19 protein-coding genes are annotated in these 21,779 nt (G+C 71.3%); 8 read left to right on the top strand and 11 right to left on the bottom strand.

The annotated features are described in order from the left end of the window. Positions 1-6: 6 nt before the first annotated feature. Positions 7-1,068 carry a S66 peptidase family protein gene (locus ACI2K4_RS12030; protein ID WP_404510516.1) on the bottom strand — a complete coding sequence of 354 codons (1,062 nt, stop codon included), beginning with the start codon at positions 1,066-1,068 and terminating at the stop codon, positions 7-9. A 111-nt stretch (positions 1,069-1,179) separates the two neighbouring features. Here ACI2K4_RS12030 and ACI2K4_RS12035 point away from each other — a divergent pair, with 111 nt between their 5' ends. From ACI2K4_RS12035 to ACI2K4_RS12050, 4 genes are all read left to right on the top strand, one after another. Beyond that, complete coding sequence (locus tag ACI2K4_RS12035) at positions 1,180-1,974, top strand: Clp protease N-terminal domain-containing protein (protein WP_404510517.1); 795 nt, start codon at positions 1,180-1,182, stop codon at positions 1,972-1,974. Next, positions 1,971-2,948, top strand: coding sequence for an asparaginase (locus ACI2K4_RS12040; RefSeq protein WP_404510518.1), 978 nt, complete (start codon positions 1,971-1,973; stop codon positions 2,946-2,948). The genes ACI2K4_RS12035 and ACI2K4_RS12040 overlap by 4 nt, the downstream gene beginning before the upstream one ends. 196 nt (positions 2,949-3,144) lie before the next feature. After that, positions 3,145-5,931, top strand: a complete 2,787-nt coding sequence (gene ppc, locus ACI2K4_RS12045) for a phosphoenolpyruvate carboxylase (protein ID WP_404510519.1) — start codon at positions 3,145-3,147, stop codon at positions 5,929-5,931. Between the two features lie 208 nt (positions 5,932-6,139). Next, positions 6,140-7,183, top strand: coding sequence for a hypothetical protein (locus ACI2K4_RS12050; protein ID WP_404510520.1), 1,044 nt, complete (start codon positions 6,140-6,142; stop codon positions 7,181-7,183). Between the two features lie 52 nt (positions 7,184-7,235). Here ACI2K4_RS12050 and ACI2K4_RS12055 read toward each other — a convergent pair whose 3' ends face one another. The 4 genes from ACI2K4_RS12055 to ACI2K4_RS12070 are packed head-to-tail and all read right to left on the bottom strand — an operon-like array spanning position 7,236 to position 10,644. Then, positions 7,236-7,946 carry an ABC transporter permease gene (locus ACI2K4_RS12055; protein WP_404510521.1) on the bottom strand — a complete coding sequence of 237 codons (711 nt, stop codon included), beginning with the start codon at positions 7,944-7,946 and terminating at the stop codon, positions 7,236-7,238. A gap of 1 nt (position 7,947) precedes the next feature. Further along, the gene (locus ACI2K4_RS12060; protein ID WP_404510522.1) at positions 7,948-8,859 is read right to left on the bottom strand and encodes an ABC transporter ATP-binding protein; all 912 of its coding nucleotides are present in this window, start codon (positions 8,857-8,859) and stop codon (positions 7,948-7,950) included. Then, complete coding sequence (locus ACI2K4_RS12065; RefSeq protein WP_404510523.1) at positions 8,856-9,737, bottom strand: ABC transporter permease subunit; 882 nt, start codon at positions 9,735-9,737, stop codon at positions 8,856-8,858. Before ACI2K4_RS12065 ends, ACI2K4_RS12060 begins: the two co-directional genes overlap by 4 nt. Continuing rightward, positions 9,724-10,644: an ABC transporter ATP-binding protein gene (locus ACI2K4_RS12070; RefSeq protein ID WP_404510524.1), complete on the bottom strand. Its 921-nt coding sequence runs from the start codon at positions 10,642-10,644 to the stop codon at positions 9,724-9,726. The genes ACI2K4_RS12065 and ACI2K4_RS12070 overlap by 14 nt, the downstream gene beginning before the upstream one ends. A 222-nt stretch (positions 10,645-10,866) precedes the next feature. Between ACI2K4_RS12070 and cysC the strand changes: the two genes are divergently transcribed. Then, positions 10,867-12,396, top strand: a complete 1,530-nt coding sequence (gene cysC / locus ACI2K4_RS12075) for an adenylyl-sulfate kinase (protein ID WP_404510525.1) — start codon at positions 10,867-10,869, stop codon at positions 12,394-12,396. Between the two features lie 75 nt (positions 12,397-12,471). Here cysC and ACI2K4_RS12080 read toward each other — a convergent pair whose 3' ends face one another. Both ACI2K4_RS12080 and ACI2K4_RS12085 read right to left on the bottom strand, forming a co-directional pair. Next, positions 12,472-12,666, bottom strand: a complete 195-nt coding sequence (locus ACI2K4_RS12080) for a DUF397 domain-containing protein (RefSeq protein WP_404510526.1) — start codon at positions 12,664-12,666, stop codon at positions 12,472-12,474. Next, entirely contained in the window at positions 12,654-13,412 is a 759-nt protein-coding gene (locus ACI2K4_RS12085) for a Scr1 family TA system antitoxin-like transcriptional regulator (protein WP_404510527.1), read from the bottom strand. The genes ACI2K4_RS12080 and ACI2K4_RS12085 overlap by 13 nt, the downstream gene beginning before the upstream one ends. A gap of 294 nt (positions 13,413-13,706) precedes the next feature. Here ACI2K4_RS12085 and ACI2K4_RS12090 point away from each other — a divergent pair, with 294 nt between their 5' ends. Beyond that, positions 13,707-14,477 (top strand): DeoR/GlpR family DNA-binding transcription regulator, encoded by a 771-nt coding sequence (locus tag ACI2K4_RS12090; protein ID WP_404510528.1) that lies wholly within the window; start codon positions 13,707-13,709, stop codon positions 14,475-14,477. Then, positions 14,474-15,556 (top strand): galactose-1-phosphate uridylyltransferase, encoded by a 1,083-nt coding sequence (gene galT / locus ACI2K4_RS12095; RefSeq protein ID WP_404510529.1) that lies wholly within the window; start codon positions 14,474-14,476, stop codon positions 15,554-15,556. The genes ACI2K4_RS12090 and galT overlap by 4 nt, the downstream gene beginning before the upstream one ends. A gap of 45 nt (positions 15,557-15,601) precedes the next feature. Here the strand turns inward: galT and ACI2K4_RS12100 are convergent, their stop codons facing one another. After that, on the bottom strand, positions 15,602-16,606 hold the full coding sequence (locus tag ACI2K4_RS12100; protein WP_404510530.1) for a GNAT family N-acetyltransferase: 1,005 nt from the start codon (positions 16,604-16,606) through the stop codon (positions 15,602-15,604). A gap of 131 nt (positions 16,607-16,737) precedes the next feature. Between ACI2K4_RS12100 and ACI2K4_RS12105 the strand changes: the two genes are divergently transcribed. After that, positions 16,738-17,991, top strand: coding sequence for an MFS transporter (locus ACI2K4_RS12105; protein WP_404510531.1), 1,254 nt, complete (start codon positions 16,738-16,740; stop codon positions 17,989-17,991). Between the two features lie 310 nt (positions 17,992-18,301). Here ACI2K4_RS12105 and ACI2K4_RS12110 read toward each other — a convergent pair whose 3' ends face one another. From ACI2K4_RS12110 to ACI2K4_RS12120, 3 genes are all read right to left on the bottom strand, one after another. Beyond that, positions 18,302-19,519 carry an NADP-dependent isocitrate dehydrogenase gene (locus ACI2K4_RS12110; protein WP_404510532.1) on the bottom strand — a complete coding sequence of 406 codons (1,218 nt, stop codon included), beginning with the start codon at positions 19,517-19,519 and terminating at the stop codon, positions 18,302-18,304. 160 nt (positions 19,520-19,679) lie between these two features. Then, positions 19,680-20,630, bottom strand: coding sequence for a malate dehydrogenase (mdh, locus tag ACI2K4_RS12115; protein ID WP_404510533.1), 951 nt, complete (start codon positions 20,628-20,630; stop codon positions 19,680-19,682). 166 nt (positions 20,631-20,796) lie between these two features. After that, positions 20,797-21,657, bottom strand: a complete 861-nt coding sequence (locus ACI2K4_RS12120; RefSeq protein WP_404510534.1) for a bifunctional methylenetetrahydrofolate dehydrogenase/methenyltetrahydrofolate cyclohydrolase — start codon at positions 21,655-21,657, stop codon at positions 20,797-20,799. Between the last annotated feature and the right edge of the window lie 122 nt (positions 21,658-21,779).

Genomic DNA, 21,779 nt, shown 5'->3' on the forward strand with positions numbered 1-21,779 from the left:
TGGGCCTCAGTAGCGCACGGTGATGCGCCGGGCGGCGGCGTCCACCCGGGCGAGGCCGCCGTACGGGACGATGAGCTGCGGGTCGGTGTGCCCGACGTCGAGGCCGAACACGGCGACCGCGTCCGGGGCGTACTCGGCCAGGACCCTGAGCACGGCGGCCCGCTGCGCCTCGGTGTGCTCCCGTTTCTGCTCCGTCGTGTTCGGCCGGTCGAAGTCCCACGCCTTCGGCTTGCCGATCAGCACGGCGGGAAAACCGGCCAAGAGGCCCCGCTCGCCCATGTTGCGCAGGATCCGGAACACCTCGACATCGGACGGAAGCTCCTCCGAGGTCTCCAGCAGCAGCACACAACCGGCGTACGCGACGTTCGGTCCGACCCGGCCAGCCTGTGACAGCCAGGCGAGGATCTCCAGGTTGCCACCCCAGACCGGCCCCTCCACCACGGTCCGGGGACCGTGCCAGTGCCAGCCCTCGGCCGGGAACATCACCGGCTCGGCGGCCAGGGTGGACGGATCACGCCAGTCGCTCGGCTCGTCGCTGTACTCGGTCGCCGGCCGCAGCTCGTACCAGTCGTCGGTGAAGAGCGCGGCCCGCAGCGAGTCGGCGGTGGCCGGGTGCAGCCTGCCGGGGCGTCCGAGGTGCACCAGCACCGAACCGCCGTGGTACGCGACCATTCCGGCCTCGAACAGGTAGGACAGCACGTTGGTGTTGTCCGAGTAGCCGAAGTACGGCTTCGGGTTCGCCGCGATCACCTCCCGGTCGAGGTACGGCAACACCGTGATCAGGTCGTCCCCGCCGACGGTGGCGAGGATCGCCCTGATCGACGGGTCGGCGAAGGCGGCGGTCAGGTCCCGGGCCCGCTCGCGCGGAGCGGCGGCGGCGGCCCTGGTCGTGGGGTACTCGACCGGGACCAGCCCGAAGTCCTCGCGCAGCCGGCGCAGGCCCAGCTCGTACACGTGGGGGAAGACGGCCGGCAGCCCGGCGGAGGGCGAGAGTACGGCGACCCGGTCTCCCGGGCGCGGTTTGGGCGGATAGCGCTGCGGCTGGGGCGGTCGTGCCAGATCCGACATCGGTACACGGTAGCGGTCTGGCCGGTGATGGGACTTCCCCTTTTCGCCACGAGGGGTATGGTGGGGTTATCTGAGGGGCATAACCCCTCACTAACCCCAGAGGGGGCCCCAATGCCGAAGATCAACGTTTATCTACCCGACGAACTCGCCGAGGCGGTCAAGGAGTCCGGGGTGCCCGTCTCCGCGATCTGCCAACGCGCGCTGGAGCAGGCGGTGCGCCGGGTGACGGCGATCCGCGAGACGACCCTCGGCGAGACCGACCGGGACGATCCGACCAGCACCCTGACCCAGTTCACCACCCGTGCCCGGACCGCGATCAACCTCGGGGTGAGCCAGGCCCGCGAGGAGGGCGCCGCCAGCCTCGGCACCGGCCACCTGCTCGCCGGTCTGCTGGCCGAGGGGCAGAACCTCGCCCTCCAGGTGCTCCGGGCGATGGAGATCGACCCCGAGGCGGTACGTCGCGAGCTGACTCGACAGGCACCGAAGACGCCCCCGGCGGAGGAGGAGAACGACAGTTCCGGCAGCGGCGGCGGCCGGCGGTTCAGTCGGACCGCCGCGAACGCGCTGGAGCTGACCGTGACCGAGGCGACCTCGCTCGGCCACAACTACGTCGGCTGCGAACACCTGCTGCTCGGCCTGGTCGCCGAGCCGGACGGCACCGCCGGCCACGTGCTGCGCGGGCTGGGCGCCGACTACCGGCTGACCCGTCGCGCGGTCACCGCCGCGCTGGCCGGATACGTACACCTGCGGGCCCAGAGCGAGGTTGGCGCCGGGGCGGCCACCGGCACCGATCCGGCCGCCGCGCTCCGGGCCGCCCTGACCCAGCAGTTGCAGCCGATCGTGGAGCGGCTGGAGCGGCTGGAGCGGCGGATCGAGCCGCAGGGCGACACCGGGATCCCGCGTTGACCCGCCTGCTGCTGCTCGCCACCGGCGACACGATCGCGTTCGACCCACGGGTGCGCGGTCGGGGTGCCTTCGCCCCCGGGGCGGAACTGCTGGCCGCGCTGCCGGCCGGTTCGGTGCCGGGCCAGGTGACGGTCGAGGACGTGCTCGCCGGACCGAGCTGGGACCTGGACCCGCCGACCATGCTGGGGCTGGCCCGCCGGGCGCGTACGGCGATCCTGACCGAGGGTTACCACGGGGTCGTGATCACCCACGGCACCGACACCCTGGAGGAGACCGCGTTCCTGACCGACCTGCTCGCCGGGGAGGCGGCCGAGCGGGCCGGGATCGTGCTCACCGGGGCGATGCGACCGCCCACCGAACTCTCCCCCGACGGCCCGCGCAACCTGCTCTCCGCCCTGGTCGCGGCGGCCGACCCGGGGCTGCCCGGGGTCGGGGTGGTGGCCTGTCTCAACGACGAACTGCACGCCGCCCGCTGGGTCACCAAGGTGGACGCGACCACGGTGGCGGCGTTCTCCTCCGCCCCGCACCCGCCACTGGGCCGGGTGGTGGGGAACCGGGTCGAACTGCTGGCGCCACCGCCGCCCCGCCCACCGGCGCCGACCGGCGAGCCGGAGCCCTCGGTCGCGTTGATCAAGACCTACCCGGGCATCGACGGGACGCTGCTGCACGCCGTGGTCGACGCCGGAGCCAGGGGCGTGGTGCTGGAGGGCACCGGGATGGCGAACGTACCGGTCGGGCTGTTCGCCGCGATCGACGAGCTGACCGGGTGGGACGTGCCGGTGGTGATCGCCTCGCGGTGCCGTACCCGGGAGATGCCGGCGGACGAGATTTCCACCGGTGGCACGATCGCCGCCCGGGTGGGAGCGATCAGCGCCCGGGGGCTGGCCCCGGTGAAGGCCCGCGCGGCGCTGATGGTCGCGCTCGGTGACGGTGGGGTGAAGCAGGCCAGGGCCTGGTTCGACCGCCTCGGATGAGTCGCGACACCCGGCGGGGACCGGTACGCGCCCGCCGCGTCCTGGTCGCGGCCGATCCTCCGGCGCGGCGGATCTTCGAGTGAGGGGTGTGACAAAAACTCAGATATGGTGGCCCCCTCCTAAGAACCGCCTCCGCGCGGATACGATCTGCCTTGTCGGACAGCGCTGTCCTTAGCACACCACGTAAGGAGCGCACGTGACCGACCAGCATGATCACGATGGCCCGGACGCAGCCCTCCGGGCGGACATCCGTCGACTCGGCACCCTGCTCGGGCAGACCCTGGCCCGCCAGGAAGGCCCGCCCCTGCTCGACCTGGTCGAGGAGATCCGCGCCCTGGTCCGGTCCAACCCCGAGGCCGCCGCGCAGCGCCTCGGCGCGATGGACGTGACCACCGGCACCAAGCTCGCCCGTGCCTTCTCCACCTACTTCCACCTGGCCAACATCACCGAGCAGGTGCACCGCTCCCGGGACCTGCGCCGGCAGCGGGCCACCCAGGGCGGCTGGCTGGACCAGGCGGCCAAGTTGATCGCCGAGCGCGGGGTGCCGGCCGAGGAGATCGCGGCGGCGGCCCGGCGGCTGGCCGTACGTCCGGTCTTCACCGCCCACCCGACCGAGGCGGCACGTCGCTCCATTCTCACCAAGTTGCGCGCGGTCGCCGACGAACTGGACGCGGAGACCGCCGCCGCGGTGCTCTACGGCGCCAGCGACGAGGGTCCGACCAACCGCCGGCTGGCCGAACTGCTCGACCTGATGTGGCAGACCGACGAGCTGCGCCTGGACCGGCCGGACCCGACCGACGAGGCCCGCAACGCCATCTACTACCTGCGCGACCTCTACGCCGCCGCCGCGCCGCAGGTCCTCGACGACCTGGCCGACACGCTCCGCTCGCTCGGGGTGGAGACCTCCCCGACCGCCCGGCCGCTGACCTTCGGCACCTGGATCGGCGGCGACCGGGACGGCAACCCGTTTGTCACCCCGCACGTCACCCGCGAGGTGCTGGTGATCCAGTACCACCACGGCATCCAGGCGACCGAGGCGGCGATGGAGGCGCTGATCAACGAGATCTCGGTCTCCCGGCGGCTGCGCGGCGTCTCGCTCGACCTCTCCGCCAGCCTCGCCACCGACCTGGACGCGCTGCCCGAGGTCGCGGCCCGGTTCCGTCGGGTGAACGCCGAGGAGCCGTACCGGCTCAAGGCGCGCTGCATCAAGGCGAAGCTGGCCAACACCCGGCTACGGCTGACCCGGGGCACCGCGCACGTGCCCGGACGGGACTACCGTGGCTCGGCCGAGCTGCTGGCCGACCTGGAGCTGATGCGCGCCTCGCTGGCCCGCAACTCCGGCCAGCTCACCGCCGTCGGCCGGCTCGCCTCGGCGATCCGGACCGTCGCCTCGTTCGGGCTGCACCTGGCCACGCTCGACGTACGCGAGCACGCCGAGGCGCACCACGTGGTGCTCCGGCAGCTCTACGAGCAGGTCGGCGAGGTGACCGACTATGCCGCGTTGAGCCGGGCCGAGCGGACGAAGCTGCTCGGCGAGGAGCTGACCGGACGCCGCCCGCTGTCCAACATGGACACGCCGTTGACCGAGGCGGCCCGGAAGACGTTCGACGTGTTCGGCACCATCCGGGAGGCCCAGGAGCGGTTCGGCACCGAGGTGATCGAGTCGTACATCATCTCGATGACCCTCGGCGTCGACGACGTGCTCGCGGCGGTGGTGCTGGCCCGCGAGGCCGGGCTGGTGGACGTACACAGTGGACGGGCGCGGATCGGCTTCGTGCCGCTGCTGGAGACCCCGGACGAGCTGAACGCCGGTGGCGAACTCCTCGACGAACTGCTCTCGCTGCCCGCGTACCGGGCGATCGTCACCGCCCGGGGAGACGTGCAGGAGGTGATGCTCGGTTACTCCGACTCGAACAAGGAGGCCGGCATCACCACCTCGCAGTGGTCGATCCACCGGGCCCAGCGCTCGCTGCGTGACGTGGCCGCCCGGCACGGCGTACGGCTGCGGCTCTTCCACGGCCGGGGCGGCACGGTCGGCCGGGGCGGCGGCCCGACGCACGAGGCGATCCTGGCCCAGCCGTACGGCACCCTCGACGGCGCGATCAAGGTGACCGAGCAGGGTGAGGTCATCTCCGACAAGTACACCCTGCCGTCGCTGGCCCGGGAGAACCTGGAGCTGACCCTCGCCGCGGTGTTGCAGAGCGCCCTGCTGCACACCTATCCCCGGCAGCCCGCCGAGATGCTGGAACGCTGGGACGCGACGATGGAGCTGGTCTCCGACTCGGCGTTCCGGTCGTACCGGTCGCTGGTGGAGAACCCGGACCTGCCGGCGTACTTCTGGGCCTCCACCCCGACCGAGCTGCTCGGCGCGCTGAACATCGGCTCCCGGCCGGCGAAGCGGCCGAACACCGGTGCCGGGTTGAGCGGCCTGCGGGCGATCCCGTGGGTCTTCGGCTGGACCCAGACGCGGCAGATCGTGCCGGGCTGGTTCGGCGTCGGTTCCGGCCTGGCCGCCGCCCGCGAGGCGGGACGGGCGGAGATCCTGGCCGAGATGCACCGCAACTGGCACTTCTTCCGGACGTTCCTGTCCAACGTGGAGATGATGCTCTCCAAGACGGACCTCAACATCGCCCGGCGGTACGTGGAGACCCTGGTCCCCGAGCCGCTACAGCCGATCTTCGAGGTGATCCGGGAGGAGTACGAGCTGACCAAGCGCGAGGTGCTGGCGATCACCGCCTCGCCCGCGCTGCTGGAGAACTCGCCGGTGCTGCAACGTACGCTCGCGGTCCGGGACACCTACCTGGAGCCGCTGCACCACCTCCAGGTCGCGCTGCTGCGGCAGTACCGGGACTCCGGTGCCGCCGGCCGGGCCGTCGCCACCGCCCCGGGTGCCCGCCGCGCCCCCGGCGACGGCACCGCCCTGGAACGGGCACTGCTCACCACCGTGAACGGCATCGCCGCCGGAATGCGCAACACCGGCTGAGCCGTCCCGGGGCCGGAAGCCGCCCCGTACGCCGAGCGGTTCGGCGGACAGAGCCGCTCGGCAGACAAAGCCGCTCGGCAGACAGAGCCGCTCGACGGACAAAGCGGGGAAAATACGCCCGAGGCGAATTTTCCTTCCATACGCTGACGAGGTGTCGGGCGAACCGGGGTCAGGGGCAGGACCGGGGTCAGGGGCAGGACCAGGGGCGATGCCGGCCGGGCCGGTGGGCCACCGGACCGAACCGGGCGACCCGGAGTCGTGGCGCCGGTCGCTGCTCCGGGCCGGCGCGATGCTCTTCGGCACCCTGGTGCTCGCCACCGCGTTCATCGCCGCGTACGCGGGCGCGCTGCACCAGCCGACGCCGAAGGACGTACCGATCGCCGTGGTCCGCTCCGACCAGCCGGCGCGGACCCTGCTGGCCGCCGTACGTCAGCAGGACAGAGCCCTGAAACCGGTCGAGTACGCCGACCGCCGGGCGGCCGACGACGCGCTCGACAGCCGCGAGGTGTACGCCGTCGTTGCCTCGACCAACACCGGCGGCAAACCGGGGCTGTCCCTGGTCACCGCGAGTGCCGCCGCGCCCCTGGCCGCTCAGGTGATCACCCAGACGTTGCAGGTGGCGGCCGAACGCGCGCAGGTCCCGCTCGCGGTCACCGACGCGGTGCCGATCGCCGGCAACGACCCACGGGGGCTGGTCCCGTTCTACCTCGCGATCGGCTTGGTACTCGGCGGCTACCTCGGCTCCACGGTGCTCGGCATCACCGTCGGCACGACCCCGCGTACGGTCGGTCGGGCCGCCGCCCGGATCGGCGGCCTGGCGGTCTACTCCGCGCTACTGGGGCTCGCCGGTGCCCTGGTCACCGGGCCGGGCCTGGACGTCTGGCACAGCCGCTTCGCCAGCCTCGTCGGCGCCGGGGCGCTGGCCGCGTTCGCCGCCGCGATGGCCGCCGCCGCCGTGCAGGGCTGGCTCGGCCTGCTCGGCACCGGGCTGGTCATCCTGCTCCTGGTGGTGCTCGGCAATCCGGGTTCGGGCGGCATCTACGCGCCCGAGTTCCTGCCGGACTTCTTCCGGGACATGCACCTGTGGAACGTGCCGGGCCTCGCCACCGACCTGGTCCGGGCGGTGGTCTACTTCGGCCCGGACGCCACCGCCCGCCCCGCCGGCACGCTCGCGATCTGGGCGGTGGCCGGGCTGCTCCTGCTGCTCGCCGCCGCCGCGTTCCGTGGCCGCCGCATCCACGCCCACACGTAAGGAAGGGCCCCTTATTAACGCTATGCGTTAATAAGGGGCCCTTCCTTACGCTTCAGCTTGTTTCGCCGGCGACGCTGAAGGAGCGGAGCCGGTCGATGGCGAGCACGGTGAAGCCGACCGTGAGCAACCCGCTCATGATGATCGAGACCGGCAGCGACACCTGGCTGGTGAGCAGTTCGGTGGGGGCGATCCGGTCGGCGATCGTGATGACGTACTGCTGGATCGAGAGGTTCCGGGTGCCGCCGACGAAGTTGCCGAGCAGACCTTCCCAGATCAGCACGTAGACCAGGCCGAGCAGCACCGGCCGCCGGGTGAGCAGGCTCAGCGCCAGGAAGAGCGCGGAGTACGCCAGCGCACCGACCGCGCTCGCCACCACCAGGGCCAACCCCAGGCGTACGGAGTCGGCCAGCACCCCCACGACGTAGAGCGGGATGGCCACGGTCAGCGCGCTCACCCCGGCCGCCACGCCCAGCTTCGGCAGCACGATCTGCCAGCGGGGCAGCGGCTTGGTCAGGATGTGCACGATGGTGCCGTCGTCGATCTCGGCGCCGAGCACGCCGGTGCCGACGATCAGTGATATGACCGGCAGCACGACGGCCAGTCCGAGACCGACCAGCACCACCGGCGCCCACTGCCGGACGTCGGCGCCCAGCCCCCGGGGCAGCGCGGCGAGCACCACCAGCAGCACCGGCAGCGGGACCAGGAGCAGGAACCGGCGGCGACCGAACAGTCCCCGGGTGGTGATCCAGGAAATCGTCGACATGTCAGGCCTCCACCAGGTAGGAGAAGACGCTCTCCAGGGATTCGTCCGAGGGCAGCAGTTGGCGTACCCGGATGCCCGAACCGAGGGCGATCTTGGGCAGCGCCCGGGTGAAGCTGCCGTAGTCGCCGGCCCGTACGGTCAGCCCCTCCCGGGTCAGTTCGACTCCGGCGACCGAGGGCTGGCCGATCAGCTCGACCGCGAGCCGCCGGTTGTCGCTGGACTGCACGGTGAAGACGTGCGGGCGGTTGGTCATCAGCCGCCGGATCGTACGGAAGTCGCCGGAGGCGGCCAGCCGGCCGGAGACGATCACCTGGACCGTGCCGGAGACCTCCTCCACCTCCTCCAGGATGTGCGAGCTGAACAGGATGGTGTGCCCGTCCGCCCCGAGCGAGTGCAGCAGCCGCATCATGTGCATCCGCTGGCGCGGGTCCATCCCGTTGAACGGCTCGTCCAGCAGCAGCACCTCCGGCGAGTGGACCAGCGCCGCGGCGACCCGGGTCCGTTGCCGCATGCCCTTGGAGTAGGTGTCGATCCGCCGGTCCTGGGCGTCGGTCATCTCGACCAGTTCGATCGCCCGCTTGGCCGCCGACTCCGCGTCCGGCAGCTTGTGCAGCTTGGCGCTGGCCAGCACGAACTCGTACGCGGTCAGGAAGCCGTGCACCGCCTCGCGCTCGCTGACCAGGCCCAGCCGCCGGTAGACCCCGGGGTTGCGCCAGGTCGGCTCGCCGCCGAGGGTGACCGCACCACGGGACGGGGCGAGGAAGCCGGCCATCATGTGCAGCAGGGTGGTCTTGCCGGCCCCGTTCGGGCCGAGCAGGCCGGTCACCCCGGCACCGAGGGACATGGTGACGTCGTTGACGGCGACCACGTTGCCGTACCAGCGGGAGACCCCGCTCAGCTCGACGTCGGTCATGAGCGGGCAACCTTCCGGTAGCGGGCGAAGAGCAGGGCGACGCAGGCGGCGACCAGGCCGACGGAGACCACGCCGTAGAGCGGACCCCAGTCGCCGACGCCGACCACCTCGCCGGAGGGGTCGAACAGCCAGGCGCCGACCCCGCTGACCAGGCTGGCCGGGTTGACCAGGCCGGAGAGCTGGGCGGTGGTCTCGTACGGCAGGACCAGCAGCACCCCGGCGACCGGGGTGGTCACCAGGAACGCGGCGACCACCGCGGCGGCGGCCACCGCCCGGCGCTTGACCAGGGCTGCGACCAGCACCGACACCGAGGAGAAGACCACCGCGTGCAGTGCCGCGTAGAGCACGGCGGGCAGGTAGTCGCCGAACTCCCGCCACACCCCGGAGAGGTTGTCGGCGGAGAAGGCGGCCCCGGCGAACATCACCGTGAGCGGCACGGCCAGCAGCAGGAAGGTCGCGGTGACCAGGGCGGCCAGTTTCGCCGACGCGTAGTCGGAGCGCTCCAGCGGGCGGGCGAAGTAGAGCGGGAGCACCCCGTTCTGGAGGTCTCGGCTGACCAGCTCCGGCGCGACCGCCGCGCAGAAGAAGATGATCAGGATGCTGAGCGTCTCCGGGAACTGCTCGTAGCGCAGCGGCATCACCCCGGTCTGCACCCGGATCGCGGTGAGCACCACCGCGATCACCCCGACCGTACCCATGATCAGCCAAGGGAAGATCTTGCTCTTGGCGCTGCGACCGAACCCGAAGGCGGTACGCAGGCTGTGCAGGTAGAGCGCGCCGACGATGTGCCGCCGGCCCAGCCGTGGCCCCTCGTACCGCTGGTATCCGATGTCGTGGATGACCCCGCCGGGGGCGGTTCTCGGTTCAGGCGTGGGCATTGGTCGTCTCCCGGGTGGCGAAGAGCTCGGACACGCGGTGCCGCCGCTGGTCGAGCCGGTGCAGCGGCAGGTCCAGGTCGGCGACGGCGGTGAGGATCAGGTCGTACGTGCGGTCGTCGTCGAGCCGGACCAGCAGCATCCGGTCCTCGTGGCGTACCGGCAGGTCGAGTTCGGCGAGCCGGGCCGCGAGCAGTTCGGTGCCCTCGCTGACCTCGACCGCGAGCACGTCGATCGCCGTGGTCATCGCGGTGATGTGGTCGGAGCGGAGCAGCCGGCCGCCGTCGATCGCGACCAGGGTGTCGCAGATCCGCTCGATCTCGCCGAGCAGGTGCGAGCAGACCAGCACGGAGATGCCGAACTCGGTGCCGATCCGCTGGACGAGGTTGAGCATCGCGTCCCGACCGGCCGGGTCGAGACCGTTGGTGGGCTCGTCCAGCAGCAGCAGGTCGGGGTCGTGCACCAGCGCCTGGGCCAGCTTGACCCGCTGTTTCATGCCGGTGGAGTAGCCGCCGATCTGCCGGTAGCGCTCCTCGTAGAGACCGACGTGGCGCAGCGCCTCGGAGGCCCGCTCGCGGGCGACCGTACGCGGCAGGCCGCTGATCCGACCCAGGTGGGTGACGAACTCGGCCGCCGAGAGGTCGGGCGGCAGCGAGTCGTGCTCGGGCATGTAACCGACCCGGGACCGGACGGCCTGGCTCTCCACCGTCGGGTCGAGGCCGAGCACCTGTACCGTTCCGGCGGTCGGCGCGAGCAGACCGAGCAGGATCTTGATGAAGGTGGACTTGCCGGCGCCGTTGGCACCGACCAACCCGATGATGCCGGGCTCGACCGCCACCGTGAGGTCGGCGAGGGCCGTCACCCGGTTGCCGTACGTCTTGGTCAGCGACTGGGTCGCGATCAGTGTCACGCGGCTCAGCGTAGGCCCGTACGGCTGCTCCGGGGTTCCCGGAACACCCTGGACCTTCCCTGGGAAGGTGACGCTGTGCCACTAGGGGACGGCCCGTAGACGGCTCGACGGGTGGCTGCGACCGAGGTTGTCGATCATCGTTTGACTTCCAGGTGGGTGGCACTCTCGACCGACGGGCGGTCGGCTGAGAAACTGTGTGCCGGTCGGGTAGTTGGGGGTTCGATGAACAACGGGTGGGTGCTACCCGATGAGGTGCTGCGGGACGCGCCGGCGTACACGCCGCGCCCGCACGAGCTTGCCGATCTCGAACTGCTGCTCAGCGGGGCGTACGCGCCGCTGACCGGGTTCCTGGGGCGGGCCGACCTGGCGGCGCTGGCTCGGCGGGGTCGCCTCGCCGACGGCACCCCATGGCCGGTGCCGGTGACCCTCCAGGTGCCGTCGGCGGTCGCCGAGAGTCTGGATCTCGCCAACCCGTTACGGCGGGCACTGGTCCTGACCGATCTGGAGGACGCCCCGGTGGCGCTGCTGGAGGTCAGCGACCTCTGGCCGACCCGCGAGGGCGCGTACGGCGTCGGTGGCCAGATCCGCCAGCTCGGCGACGGCGGCCACGGCCCGTTCCAGCGGCTGCGCCGCTCCCCGAGCGAGGTGCGGGACCTGCTCCCGCCCGGCCGGGTGCTGGGGGTGATCACCGACCGGCCGCTGCACCGCCCACAGTTGGCGCAGATCGCGCACGCGGCCCGTACGCTCGCCGCGCACCTGCTGGTCCTGATCCCGATCACCGACGCGAACCCGGACGGACTGCCGCCGGAGGTGCTGGTCCGCAGCGTCTTCGCGGCCCGCGACCGGATGCCCCCGGCGACCCTGGTGGCGATCCCGATGGCGAGTCGGGGCGACGAGATCCGGGACGCGCTGCTGCGGGCGAGGGTGGCCGCCTCGTACGGTGTGACCCACCTCCTCTCCACCGGCGAGATGCTCTCCGGTCCGGGCCTGCGGGTGCTGGTTCCGCGCGAGCTGGCCTACGACAACCGGGACGGGCAGTGGCGCTGGCGGGACGACATCCCACCGCGCAACCGGCGGCTCGCGCTCAGCCCGGAGGAGATCGACGACCTGCTGGACCGGGGCTTCCCGCTGCCCGAGTGGCACACCCCTCCGGCGGTGGCCCGGGAGCTGGCCCGAGCCCGGCCGCCGCGCCGACACCGGGGCGTGGTGGTCTTCTTCACCGGCCTCTCCGGCTCGGGCAAGTCGACCATCGCCCGGGGCCTGGCCGACGCGCTGCGGGAGAGCGGCGACCGGACCATCACCCTGCTCGACGGCGACGTGGTACGTCGCGAGCTCTCCGCCGGGCTCGGCTTCAGCAAGGCCGACCGGGACCTGAACGTACGTCGGATCGGCTGGGTGGCGGCGGAGGTGGCCCGGCACCGGGGCATGGCGCTCTGCTGCCCGATCGCCCCGTATGCCCAGGCACGGGCGACCGCCCGACAGATGGCCCAGGCGGCCGGGGCCGGGTTCCTGCTGATCCACGTCGCGACCCCGCTGGAGGTCTGCGAGCAGCGGGACCGCAAGGGCCTGTACGCGCGCGCCCGCGCCGGGCAGATCGTCGGCATGACCGGCATCGACGACCCGTACGAGGCGCCGACCGACGCGGACCTGGTGTTGGACACCAGCGAGACGACGGTGCCGGAGGCGGTCGCGATGGTGCTGGCCCACCTGACCGAGACCGGCTGGGTGGAGCCCCGCCTGCAATCCTCCTGATCCGACGACGCCCCCGTCCCGTCCGGCGGAACGCGCAGGACGGTGCGGGGGCGTTACGGGAAGCGCGGTGATCGGTCAGTGGCGCTTGGCCAGCTCGACGAAGGCGTGCCAGGCGTCCGGGCCGAAGCTCAACGTGCCCCCGTCGCGGTCCTTGGTGTCCCGGACCAGCACCCGGCCGGGCAGGTTGTCGGCGACCTCTACGCAGGCGCCGCCGTTCGAGCTGCTGCGCGTGCTGGTGCGCCAGTTCGGGCTGATCACTACTTCGTCCATGGCCTGGCCCTCATCAACTCGATCGACAGGTCGCGGGGCAGCGCGTGCCCTCGGACAGCATCCCAGACCCGCACCAGCTCGGCCACCTCCTTCGGATCGGTCACGAGCTGACCGGCCAACTGGTTGTCCAGGTAGGACACGTCGCGCGAGCCCTCGACGCCGCCGATCACAAACGGTCCGGCCTGCCCCGGGTAGAGCCCGGCACTGAACGGTATGACGTGCACGAAGATGTTCGGCCGGCTGGCCATCTCGACCAGGTGGTCGAGCTGCTCGTGCATCAGCTCCGGAGCGCCCCGCCGGAGTGCCGCCTCGTCCACGACAAAGACGGCGAGCGGTGGCCGGGGTCGGTCGAAGACCGCCCTCTGCCGCTCCAGCCGCACCTTGACGAACCGCTCCACGTCCTCGGCCGCGATCGGGCCGCTGGCCAGCACCGCACGGGCGTACGCCTCGGTCTGAAGCAGGCCCGGGATGACGCTGGGTTCGAACCACCGGAGTGAGGCCGCCGCTTCCTCCGCCTCGCGCCACGGCCGGAACCACGGGACGTCGCGCCGCCGACCGGCGTCCGGCCAGAGGTCGAGGATCTCCCGACCGAGGATCTTGGCCGCCGCCGAGCGGTGGCGGCCGTGCGGGATGCGGCCCGGCGAGAGCCAGCGGTTTACCGTCTTCGGGTCGACGCCGACCTTCTCCGCCAGTGCCTCGCAACTCAACCCTCGCTCCGTCATCGCCACCCGCAGCGTTTCGTTCACGACCAGACCTCCGTTCGGGACGTGCTGACGGTTACTGAACCTAGGGAGCAAGAGGGGTCTATGTCTGCCCCTTACCGGGGGGCATCTGAACAGGGGCGTTAGATGCCCGAACGACGTCCTTCGAGACGTTCGGAACCGTCTGAGACGTCCTCGAAACGCTGGTGAGTCGGGCCGCCCGTACCCCATGGGGCAGCTCGCACCCACGCGCGCTAATGTTCAGATCTGTTGGATAACGTTCGACTTATCGGTGGGGGCAGCGTGGCTGGCAGCGGCGAGGCGGGCAGGGATCGGCTGATGCTCGCCCAACAGCGGCAGGCGGCGATCGTGGACCGGGTCCGCCTCACCGGCGGTATCCGGGTGACCGACCTGGCCGGCGAGTTCGGGGTGTCGGACATGACCATCCGGCGCGACCTGGACCTGCTGGCCGAGCGGGGCCTGCTGGCCAAGGTGCACGGCGGCGCGACGGTCGCCGAGTCCGGTTCGACCGACGAGCCGGGCTTCGCGGCCAAGTCGGCCCGGCAGCTCTCGGAGAAGGCCGCCATCGCCGCGCGGGCCGCCAACCTGGTCCAGCCCGGCATGGCGGTGGCGCTCTCGGCCGGCACCACCACCGCGGCACTGGCCCACCGGCTGGTGGACACCGCCGGGCTGACCGTGGTGACCAACTCCATCCCGGTCGCCGAGGTCTTCCACCGGGCCGGACGCCCCGACCAGACCGTGGTGCTGACCGGCGGCATCCGCACCCCGTCGGACGCGCTGGTCGGTCCGGTCGCGGTGGGCGCGATCCGCACCCTCCACCTGGACCTGGTCTTCCTCGGCGTGCACGGGATGAGCGTGCGAGCCGGTTACACCACGCCGAACCTGATGGAGGCGGAGACGAACCGCGCGCTGATCGCGGCGGCGGAACGACTGGTGGTGCTCGCCGACCACACCAAGTGGGGCACGGTCGGCATCTCCTCGATGGCGGAGCTGGGCGCGGCACACACCGTGGTGACCGACGACGGCCTGCCCGAACCAACCCGGGCGACGCTCCGGGAACACGTAACGGAACTGGTGGTAGCGACATGAGGCGTACGGAGATCAAACTCGCCGACGGACGCGAGCTGATCTACTTCGACGAGCACGAGGACGCGGACCGGAACCAGCCGGACCGGCGCGACCTGCCACCGCCTCCGCCCGCCTCGCAGCTCCGCTACGACCCGCTGGTGGACGAGTGGGTGGCCGTGGCGACGCACCGGCAGACCCGGATCTTCCTGCCCAGCACCGCCGAGTGCCCGCTCTGCGCCTCCACCCCGACCCACTCCACCGAGATCCCGGCGTACGACTACGACGTCGCGGTCTTCGAGAACCGGTTCCCGTCGTTGAGCTACCGCGAGGGCGAGCCGGCCGGCATGCTGACCCCGTTCACCCCGACCCGGCCGGGGATCGGACGGTGCGAGGTGGTCTGCTTCACCTCCGACCACAACGCCTCGTTCGCCAGCCTCTCCCCCGAACGGGTACGCACCGTGCTCGACGCGCTGGCCGACCGGACCACCGCCCTGAGCCAGCTTCCCGGCGTCGAGCAGGTCTTCCCGTTCGAGAACCGGGGGGTGGAGATCGGCGTGACGCTCCAGCACCCGCACGGCCAGATCTACGCGTACCCGTTCCTGCCGCCCCGGACGCGGGCGCTGCTGGCCGCCGCCCGTCGTTACGCCGAACGAACCGACGGGGGCAACCTCTACGCCGACGTGCTCGCCGCCGAGCGGGCCGCCGGGGACCGGGTGGTCGCGTCGAACGAGCACTGGACGGCGTACGTCCCGGCCGCCGCGCGCTGGCCGTTCGAGGTGCACGTGGCCCCGCACCGGGCGGTGCCGGACATCCCCGCGCTGAACGAGCAGGAGCGGGCCGCCTTCGGGCCGCTCTACCTGGACGTGCTGAACCGCTTCGACCGGCTGTTCGACATGCCGATGCCGTACATCGCCGCCTGGCAGCAGGCCCCGGTGCACGAGGGCCGCGACGTCAGCCACCTGCACCTACAGTTGTTCAGCATCCGCCGGGCAGCCGACAAGCTGAAGTACCTGGCCGGCTCCGAGTCGGCGATGGGCGCCTTCATCAACGACATCCGCCCCGAACAAGCCGCCGAACACCTCCGCCGCGCCACCCCCTAGCCACCCACCCGCCCACCGCGTACCCAACCTCACCGGACAGAACACCTAGATCGACGGGGCGGGCGACGGGGCGGGGGCGGGGGACGAGGCGGGAGTGGCGTTGACGGTTTGGACCAGGGACCAGTAGCCGGTGGTGGGGGTCATGCCGAGGGCGCGGTTGGCTCGGAGGATCGGCTCGTTGGTGTCGTCGTTGTGCGTGGTGACGGCGGTGGCACCGGCGTCGTACGCGTACCGCAGGGCGGCGGTCTTCAGCGCCGTGGCCACGCCCCTGCCCCGGTGGTTGACGTCCACCCCGGTGTAGACCGTGTACCAGTCATCGGTGCCGACCTGGGCGGTGACGATGGTCAGGCCGAGCGCCGGCCCACCCTCCGGGTCGCTCGGTTCGGCCAGCAGCACGAGCGCCCGCTCCGGAATCACGCTGCGTGCGTGCGCCAGGTCGACGTCCTCGGCCTCGCCGCCAGGCACCGGCAACCCGACGAGGGTACGGCCGACACACTCCAGGACCGTCGCCTCGTCACTGGCCAGATCGGTCGCCCGGACACGTACCCCGGCCCGGTCGGCGGCCGACGCGGCCAGCGCGCCCACCTCCTCACCCCGGCCGGTCAGGTCGAACCGCCAGCCCACGCTGTGGTTGGTCAGCACCATCCCGTGACGTTCCGCGAATTGCCGACCCCGGTCGAGGTCGTCGCGCAGGGCGGTGGTCAGCACCAGCCCAGGGGTGAGGGTCCGCGTCGCCCGGTCGCGCAACTCGGCCGCGAGGGCGGTGCCCACACCCTCTCCGCGGGCCGACTCGGCGACCGCGACCAGGACCGAGACCGTGCCGGGATTGGCGGGTTCGGTGGTCAGCTTGGCGGCGCCGACCAGGACGCCGTCCCGTTCGGCGACCAGCGCGTGGTGGATCTCGTCCAACGTGTCGGTGGTGAGCCGACTGGTCAGCCGGTGCCGCTTCTCCGCACCCGCGGCGAGGACCAGCAGTTCGACGGCGGCGGTCACGTCCGCCGGTCGCAGCGGGCGGATCGTGACATCTACCGAGGTCAGGGGCGCTCTCACGTGATCAACTGTAGGTCCGGCCAAGGCTTGACGCCGATATGACCTGAACCACGTCGGAGCGGAGCAGCCGGGCTGATGCGGGCGATATCCGGACGACAGGGGCGGCACCCAGGCTCTAGGGTGTACCGCTTGTGAGCCGCTTCGTGGAGATTCTCGTACCGGCGCGGTTCGGTCGCGGGTTCCGTTGGCTGTTGGCCTCGTCCTGGACGACCAATCTGGGCGACGGCATCGCGATGGCCGCCGGTCCGCTGCTGGTGGCGTCGATCACCACCGACGCCTTCCTCGTCTCCCTGGCCGCGTTGCTGCGCTGGGCACCGCCGTTGCTGTTCGGCCTCTACGCCGGGGCGCTCTCCGACCGGTTCGACCGCCGCCGGATCATCATCGTCGCGAACCTGGTCCGGATCGTGGCGCTGGCCGCCCTGGTCACCATGTTGGTGACCGGTGGCGAATCGGTCACGGCGGTGCTGGTCGCGCTGGGTCTGCTCGCCACGGCGGAGGTCTTCGCCGACAACACCACCGGGACGCTGCTCCCGATGATGGTGCACCGGGACGACCTGGCGGTGGCGAACGCCCGGCTCCAGACCGGCTTCATCACCCTGAACCAGCTCGTCGGCCCGGCGGTCGGCGCGGCCCTGTTCGCCGCCGGTTCCGCCTGGCCCTTCGTGACCGAGGCCGTACTGCTCTGTGCCGGTGTGGGCCTGGTGTCGCGGCTCGCGCTGCCCGCCCACGGTCGGGACCGCGAGCAGCGGAGCAGCCTACGCCGGGAGGTCGCGCAGGGGTTGCGCTGGACGCTGGCGCACCCGGCGGTGCGTACGCTCGCCCTGACCATCCTGATCTTCAACGTCACGTACGGCGCGGCCTGGTCGATCCTGGTCCTCTACGCCACCGAGCGGCTCGACCTGGGCGCCACCGGTTACGGGCTGCTCAGCACGGTCACCGCGATCGGCGGTCTGGCCGGTACGGCGCTCTACGGCTGGATCACCCGCCGGGTCAGCCTGGGCAACGTGATGCGGGTCGGCCTCGTGATCGAGACCCTCACCCATCTCGCCCTGGCCCTCACCTCCTCGCCCTGGCTCGCGGCGGCGATCCTCTTCGTGTTCGGCGCGCACGCGTTTGTCTGGGGCACCACCTCGACCACCATCCGGCAGCGGGCCGTCCCGACCGAGTTCCAGGGACGGGTCGGCAGCGTCTACATGTCCTGCCTCTTCGGCGGGCTGGTGATCGGCTCGGTGATCGGCGGCCTGCTCGCCTCCCGGGTCGGCGTGACCGCGCCCTTCTGGTTCGCGTTCGCCGGCTCGGCGGTCTTCGTGGTCGCGCTCTGGCGCAACCTGACCCTGATCGCCCACGAGGACGAGCGCCCGCTCGTGCTTCAGCCGATCGCCTGAACAAACCCGCACAAAGAGGGTGCGGGGGGCCCGGGACAGGGCCCCCCGCAGGGAAGGGACGGCTGGCTGTGCGCAACAGCCGGGAAGACTGCCCGAACGGCGCCGGCTGCGGCGACATCGAGCGGCTGGTCTTCCTGGACGCGACTGGCATCACGTCCACCCTGGTCAACGAGCGCGGGCCGGCGCCGGTAACGGCTCCCCAACATCGATCTTGCGGTACGTCAATATGCCCGGGTACGCGAAGAGCCCGCCGGTGGGTTGCCGGCGGGCTCTTCCGATCGGGATCCGACTCAGGCGAGCGGGATCCGACTCAGGCGTTGAGCTTCTTCGCCAGGTTCTCGTCCAGCGCCGCCATGAACTCGTCCGTGCTCAGCCACGGCGCGTCGCGCGAGATGAGCAGGGCGAGATCCTTGGTCATCTGACCGCCCTCGACCGTCTCGACACAGACCTGCTCCAGCTTCTCGGCGAACTCGGTGACCGCCGGGGTGCCGTCGAGCTTGCCCCGGTGAGCCAGGCCCCGGGTCCAGGCGAAGATCGACGCGATCGGGTTCGTCGAGGTCTTCTCGCCCTTCTGCCACTGCCGGTAGTGCCGGGTGACCGTGCCGTGCGCCGCCTCGGCCTCGACCGTACGGCCGTCCGGGGTCATCAGCACCGAGGTCATCAGGCCCAGCGAGCCGAAGCCCTGCGCCACGGTGTCCGACTGCACGTCACCGTCGTAGTTCTTGGCCGCCCAGACGAAGCCGCCCTCCCACTTCAGCGCGGCGGCGACCATGTCGTCGATCAGCCGGTGCTCGTAGGTGATGCCGGCGGCGTCGAAGTCGGCCTTGAACTCCGCCTCGAAGACCTCGGCGAAGATGTCCTTGAACCGGCCGTCGTACGCCTTCAGGATCGTGTTCTTGGTCGACAGGTAGACCGGGTAGCCCCGGTCCAGGCCGTACCGGAGCGAGGCACGGGCGAAGTCCCGGATCGACTCGTCGAAGTTGTACATGCCCATCGCGATGCCGCCACCGGGGAACTTCGCGACCTCCATCTCGACCGGGGCGCTGCCGTCGGTCGGGGTGTAGGTGAGCGTGACGGTGCCCGGTCCGGGAACCACGAAGTCGGTGGCCTTGTACTGGTCGCCGTGCGCGTGCCGGCCGATGATGATCGGCTTGGTCCAGCCCGGCACCAGCCGGGGCACGTTGGACATGATGATCGGCTCGCGGAAGACCACGCCACCGAGGATGTTGCGGATGGTGCCGTTCGGCGAACGCCACATCTTCTTGAGGCCGAACTCCTCCACCCGGGCCTCGTCCGGGGTGATGGTCGCGCACTTGACACCGACGCCGTGGGTCTTGATGGCGTTGGCCGCGTCGACCGTGACCTGGTCGTCGGTCTCGTCGCGGTACTGGATCGACAGGTCGTAGTAGTGCAGGTCGACGTCGAGGTAGGGCAGGATCAGCTGCTCCCGGATCTGCTTCCAGATGATCCGGGTCATCTCGTCGCCGTCGAGCTCTACGACCGGGTTGGATACCTTGATCTTCGCCATCGGCCGGGCGCTCCTCTCGGGGGACTCATGCTCAAGCAGTACGAGCGTACTGGATTCGCCCGATGGCGCACGCCCGGCCCATCCCCGCCGACGCCTCAGGTGTAAGGAAGGGCCCCTTGTTAACGCTATGCGTTAACAAGGGGCCCTTCCTTACACAAAATCAGAGGCTGGCGATGTCGCCCTGCTTGGCGCGGACCGCCTCGGCCGCCTCCTTCAGGCTGGCCAGCTCGTCCGCGTCCAGCTCGGTGGTGACGACCCGGCGTACGCCCTCGGCGCCCAGTTCGGCCTCGACGCCCAGGTAGACGCCGGAGATGCCGTACTCGCCGTCGACCCAGGCGCAGACCGGCATGACCTCACCGGAGTCGGTCGCCACGGCCTTCGCCATCCGCGCGGCGGCGGCGGACGGGGCGTAGTACGCCGAACCGGTCTTGAGCAGCGCGACCACCTCGGCACCGCCGTTGCGGGTACGCACCACCAGCTCCTCGATCTTGGCGTCGGGGAGCACCTCGCGCAGCGGCTTGCCGTCGACCGTACTGCGCGACGGGACCGGGACCATGGTGTCGCCGTGCGAGCCGAGGGTGAGCGTCTTCACCGAGGCGACCGAGACACCGAGTTCCTCGGCGACGAAGTTGGTGAACCGGGCGGTGTCGAGCATGCCGGCCTGGCCGAGCACCCGCTGCTTCGGGAACTGGGTGGCGAGCTGGGCCATGGCGGTCATCTCGTCGAGCGGGTTGGAGACGACGATGACCACCGCGTTCGGGGCGAACTTGGCCACGTTCTCCGACACCACACGGACGATCTTGGCGTTGGTGGCGAGCAGGTCCATCCGGCTCATGCCCGGCTTGCGCGGCAGGCCCGCAGTGATGACCACCACGTCGGACCCCTCGATGACCTCGTAGCCCTCGCCGTTCGGCCCGGTGGTCTGGCCGATCACCTTGGTCTCGAAGCCCTCGATCGGCCGCGACTGGTTGATGTCGAGCGCGAGCCCCTCGGGCTTGCCGTCCACGATGTCGGTGATCACGACGGTGTCGAAGACGTCGTACTCAGCCAGGCGCTGCGCGGTCGTTGAGCCGTAGAAGCCGGCGCCGACGACGGTGACCTTTTTGCCCATGGTCGTCCCACTCCCTGTTACCGACGGGTTTCTTTTCCGGACCGTATCAGCCAACCGACCACCGGACCGGCCAGGGGCTGATTTGCCTGATCGTCCCCTGCTGACCGGTCCGGACGAACCCCGCCCGGTCAGCCCCGCTCGACCCGGTCAGCCCCGCTCGACCCGGTCAGCCCCGCTCGGCCCGCTCGACCACGTTGGTGAGCAGCATGGCGCGGGTCATCGGCCCGACGCCGCCCGGCATCGGCACCATCGCACCGGCCACCTCGGCCACCTCGGCCGCGATGTCACCGGTGTAACGCCCCTTGCCGTCCGGACCGATCACGCGGGTGATGCCGACGTCCACCACGGTCGCGCCGGGTCGGACCATGTCGGCGGTGAGCAGTCCGGGCACCCCGGCGGCCACGATCACGATGTCGGCGGTACGGGTGTGCTTGGCGAGGTCCAGGGTGCCGGTGTGACAGAGCGTGACGGTGGCGTTCTCGCTGCGGCGGGTCAGCAGCAGTCCGAGCGGGCGGCCCACGGTGTTGCCGCGCCCGACCACGGCCACCTCGGCACCGCGCAGCGGCACGTCGTGCCGGCGCAGCAGTTCGACGATGCCACGCGGGGTGCAGGGCAGCGGGCCGTCGTAGCCGAGCACGAGCCGACCGAGGTTGACCGGGTGCAGCCCGTCCGCGTCCTTCTCCGGGTCGATCAGCTCCAGCACCCGCTGGGTGTCGAGGTGGCGCGGCAGCGGCAACTGCACGATGTAACCGTGGCAGGCCGGGTCCGCGTTCAGCTCGGCGATGACCTCGTCGACCTGCTCCTGGGTCGCGTCGGCGGGCAGTTCACGCCGGATCGAGGCGATGCCGACCTCGGCGCAGTCGCGGTGCTTGCCGTTGACGTACGCCTGCGAGCCGGGATCCGCGCCGACGAGTACGGTGCCGAGGCCGGGCAGCACGCCCCGCTCGGCGAGTGCCTTCACCCGCACCCGTAGCTCGTCCTTGATCTCCGCCGCGGTCGCTTTGCCGTCCAAGAGGGTCGCCGTCACGTCCCTGATCGTCTCACGACGGGCGGGCCGACCTCGGACACACCCGGTTGCCCGACGCACCCCGCCCCGGGGCGTGGACAATCACGGAGCCAGTCCGGATGTAACTTTGCGTAACCGTGTTG

Origin of the sequence: Micromonospora sp. NPDC050397 (assembly GCF_044901685.1) — a bacterium.
Taxonomy (GTDB): Bacteria; Actinomycetota; Actinomycetes; order Mycobacteriales; family Micromonosporaceae; genus Micromonospora_G.

Coding starts and splice junctions, on each gene's coding strand:
- ACI2K4_RS12030 (WP_404510516.1), bottom strand. CDS start 1,068: ATGTCGGATCTGGCACGACCGCCCCAGCCGCAGCGCTATCCGCCCAAA.
- ACI2K4_RS12060 (WP_404510522.1), bottom strand. CDS start 8,859: ATGACCGACGTCGAGCTGAGCGGGGTCTCCCGCTGGTACGGCAACGTG.
- ACI2K4_RS12065 (WP_404510523.1), bottom strand. CDS start 9,737: ATGCCCACGCCTGAACCGAGAACCGCCCCCGGCGGGGTCATCCACGAC.
- cysC (WP_404510525.1), top strand. CDS start 10,867: ATGAACAACGGGTGGGTGCTACCCGATGAGGTGCTGCGGGACGCGCCG.
- ACI2K4_RS12110 (WP_404510532.1), bottom strand. CDS start 19,519: ATGGCGAAGATCAAGGTATCCAACCCGGTCGTAGAGCTCGACGGCGAC.
- ACI2K4_RS12035 (WP_404510517.1), top strand. CDS start 1,180: ATGCCGAAGATCAACGTTTATCTACCCGACGAACTCGCCGAGGCGGTC.
- ACI2K4_RS12080 (WP_404510526.1), bottom strand. CDS start 12,666: ATGGACGAAGTAGTGATCAGCCCGAACTGGCGCACCAGCACGCGCAGC.
- galT (WP_404510529.1), top strand. CDS start 14,474: ATGAGGCGTACGGAGATCAAACTCGCCGACGGACGCGAGCTGATCTAC.
- ACI2K4_RS12090 (WP_404510528.1), top strand. CDS start 13,707: ATGCTCGCCCAACAGCGGCAGGCGGCGATCGTGGACCGGGTCCGCCTC.
- mdh (WP_404510533.1), bottom strand. CDS start 20,630: ATGGGCAAAAAGGTCACCGTCGTCGGCGCCGGCTTCTACGGCTCAACG.
- ACI2K4_RS12050 (WP_404510520.1), top strand. CDS start 6,140: ATGCCGGCCGGGCCGGTGGGCCACCGGACCGAACCGGGCGACCCGGAG.
- ACI2K4_RS12055 (WP_404510521.1), bottom strand. CDS start 7,946: ATGTCGACGATTTCCTGGATCACCACCCGGGGACTGTTCGGTCGCCGC.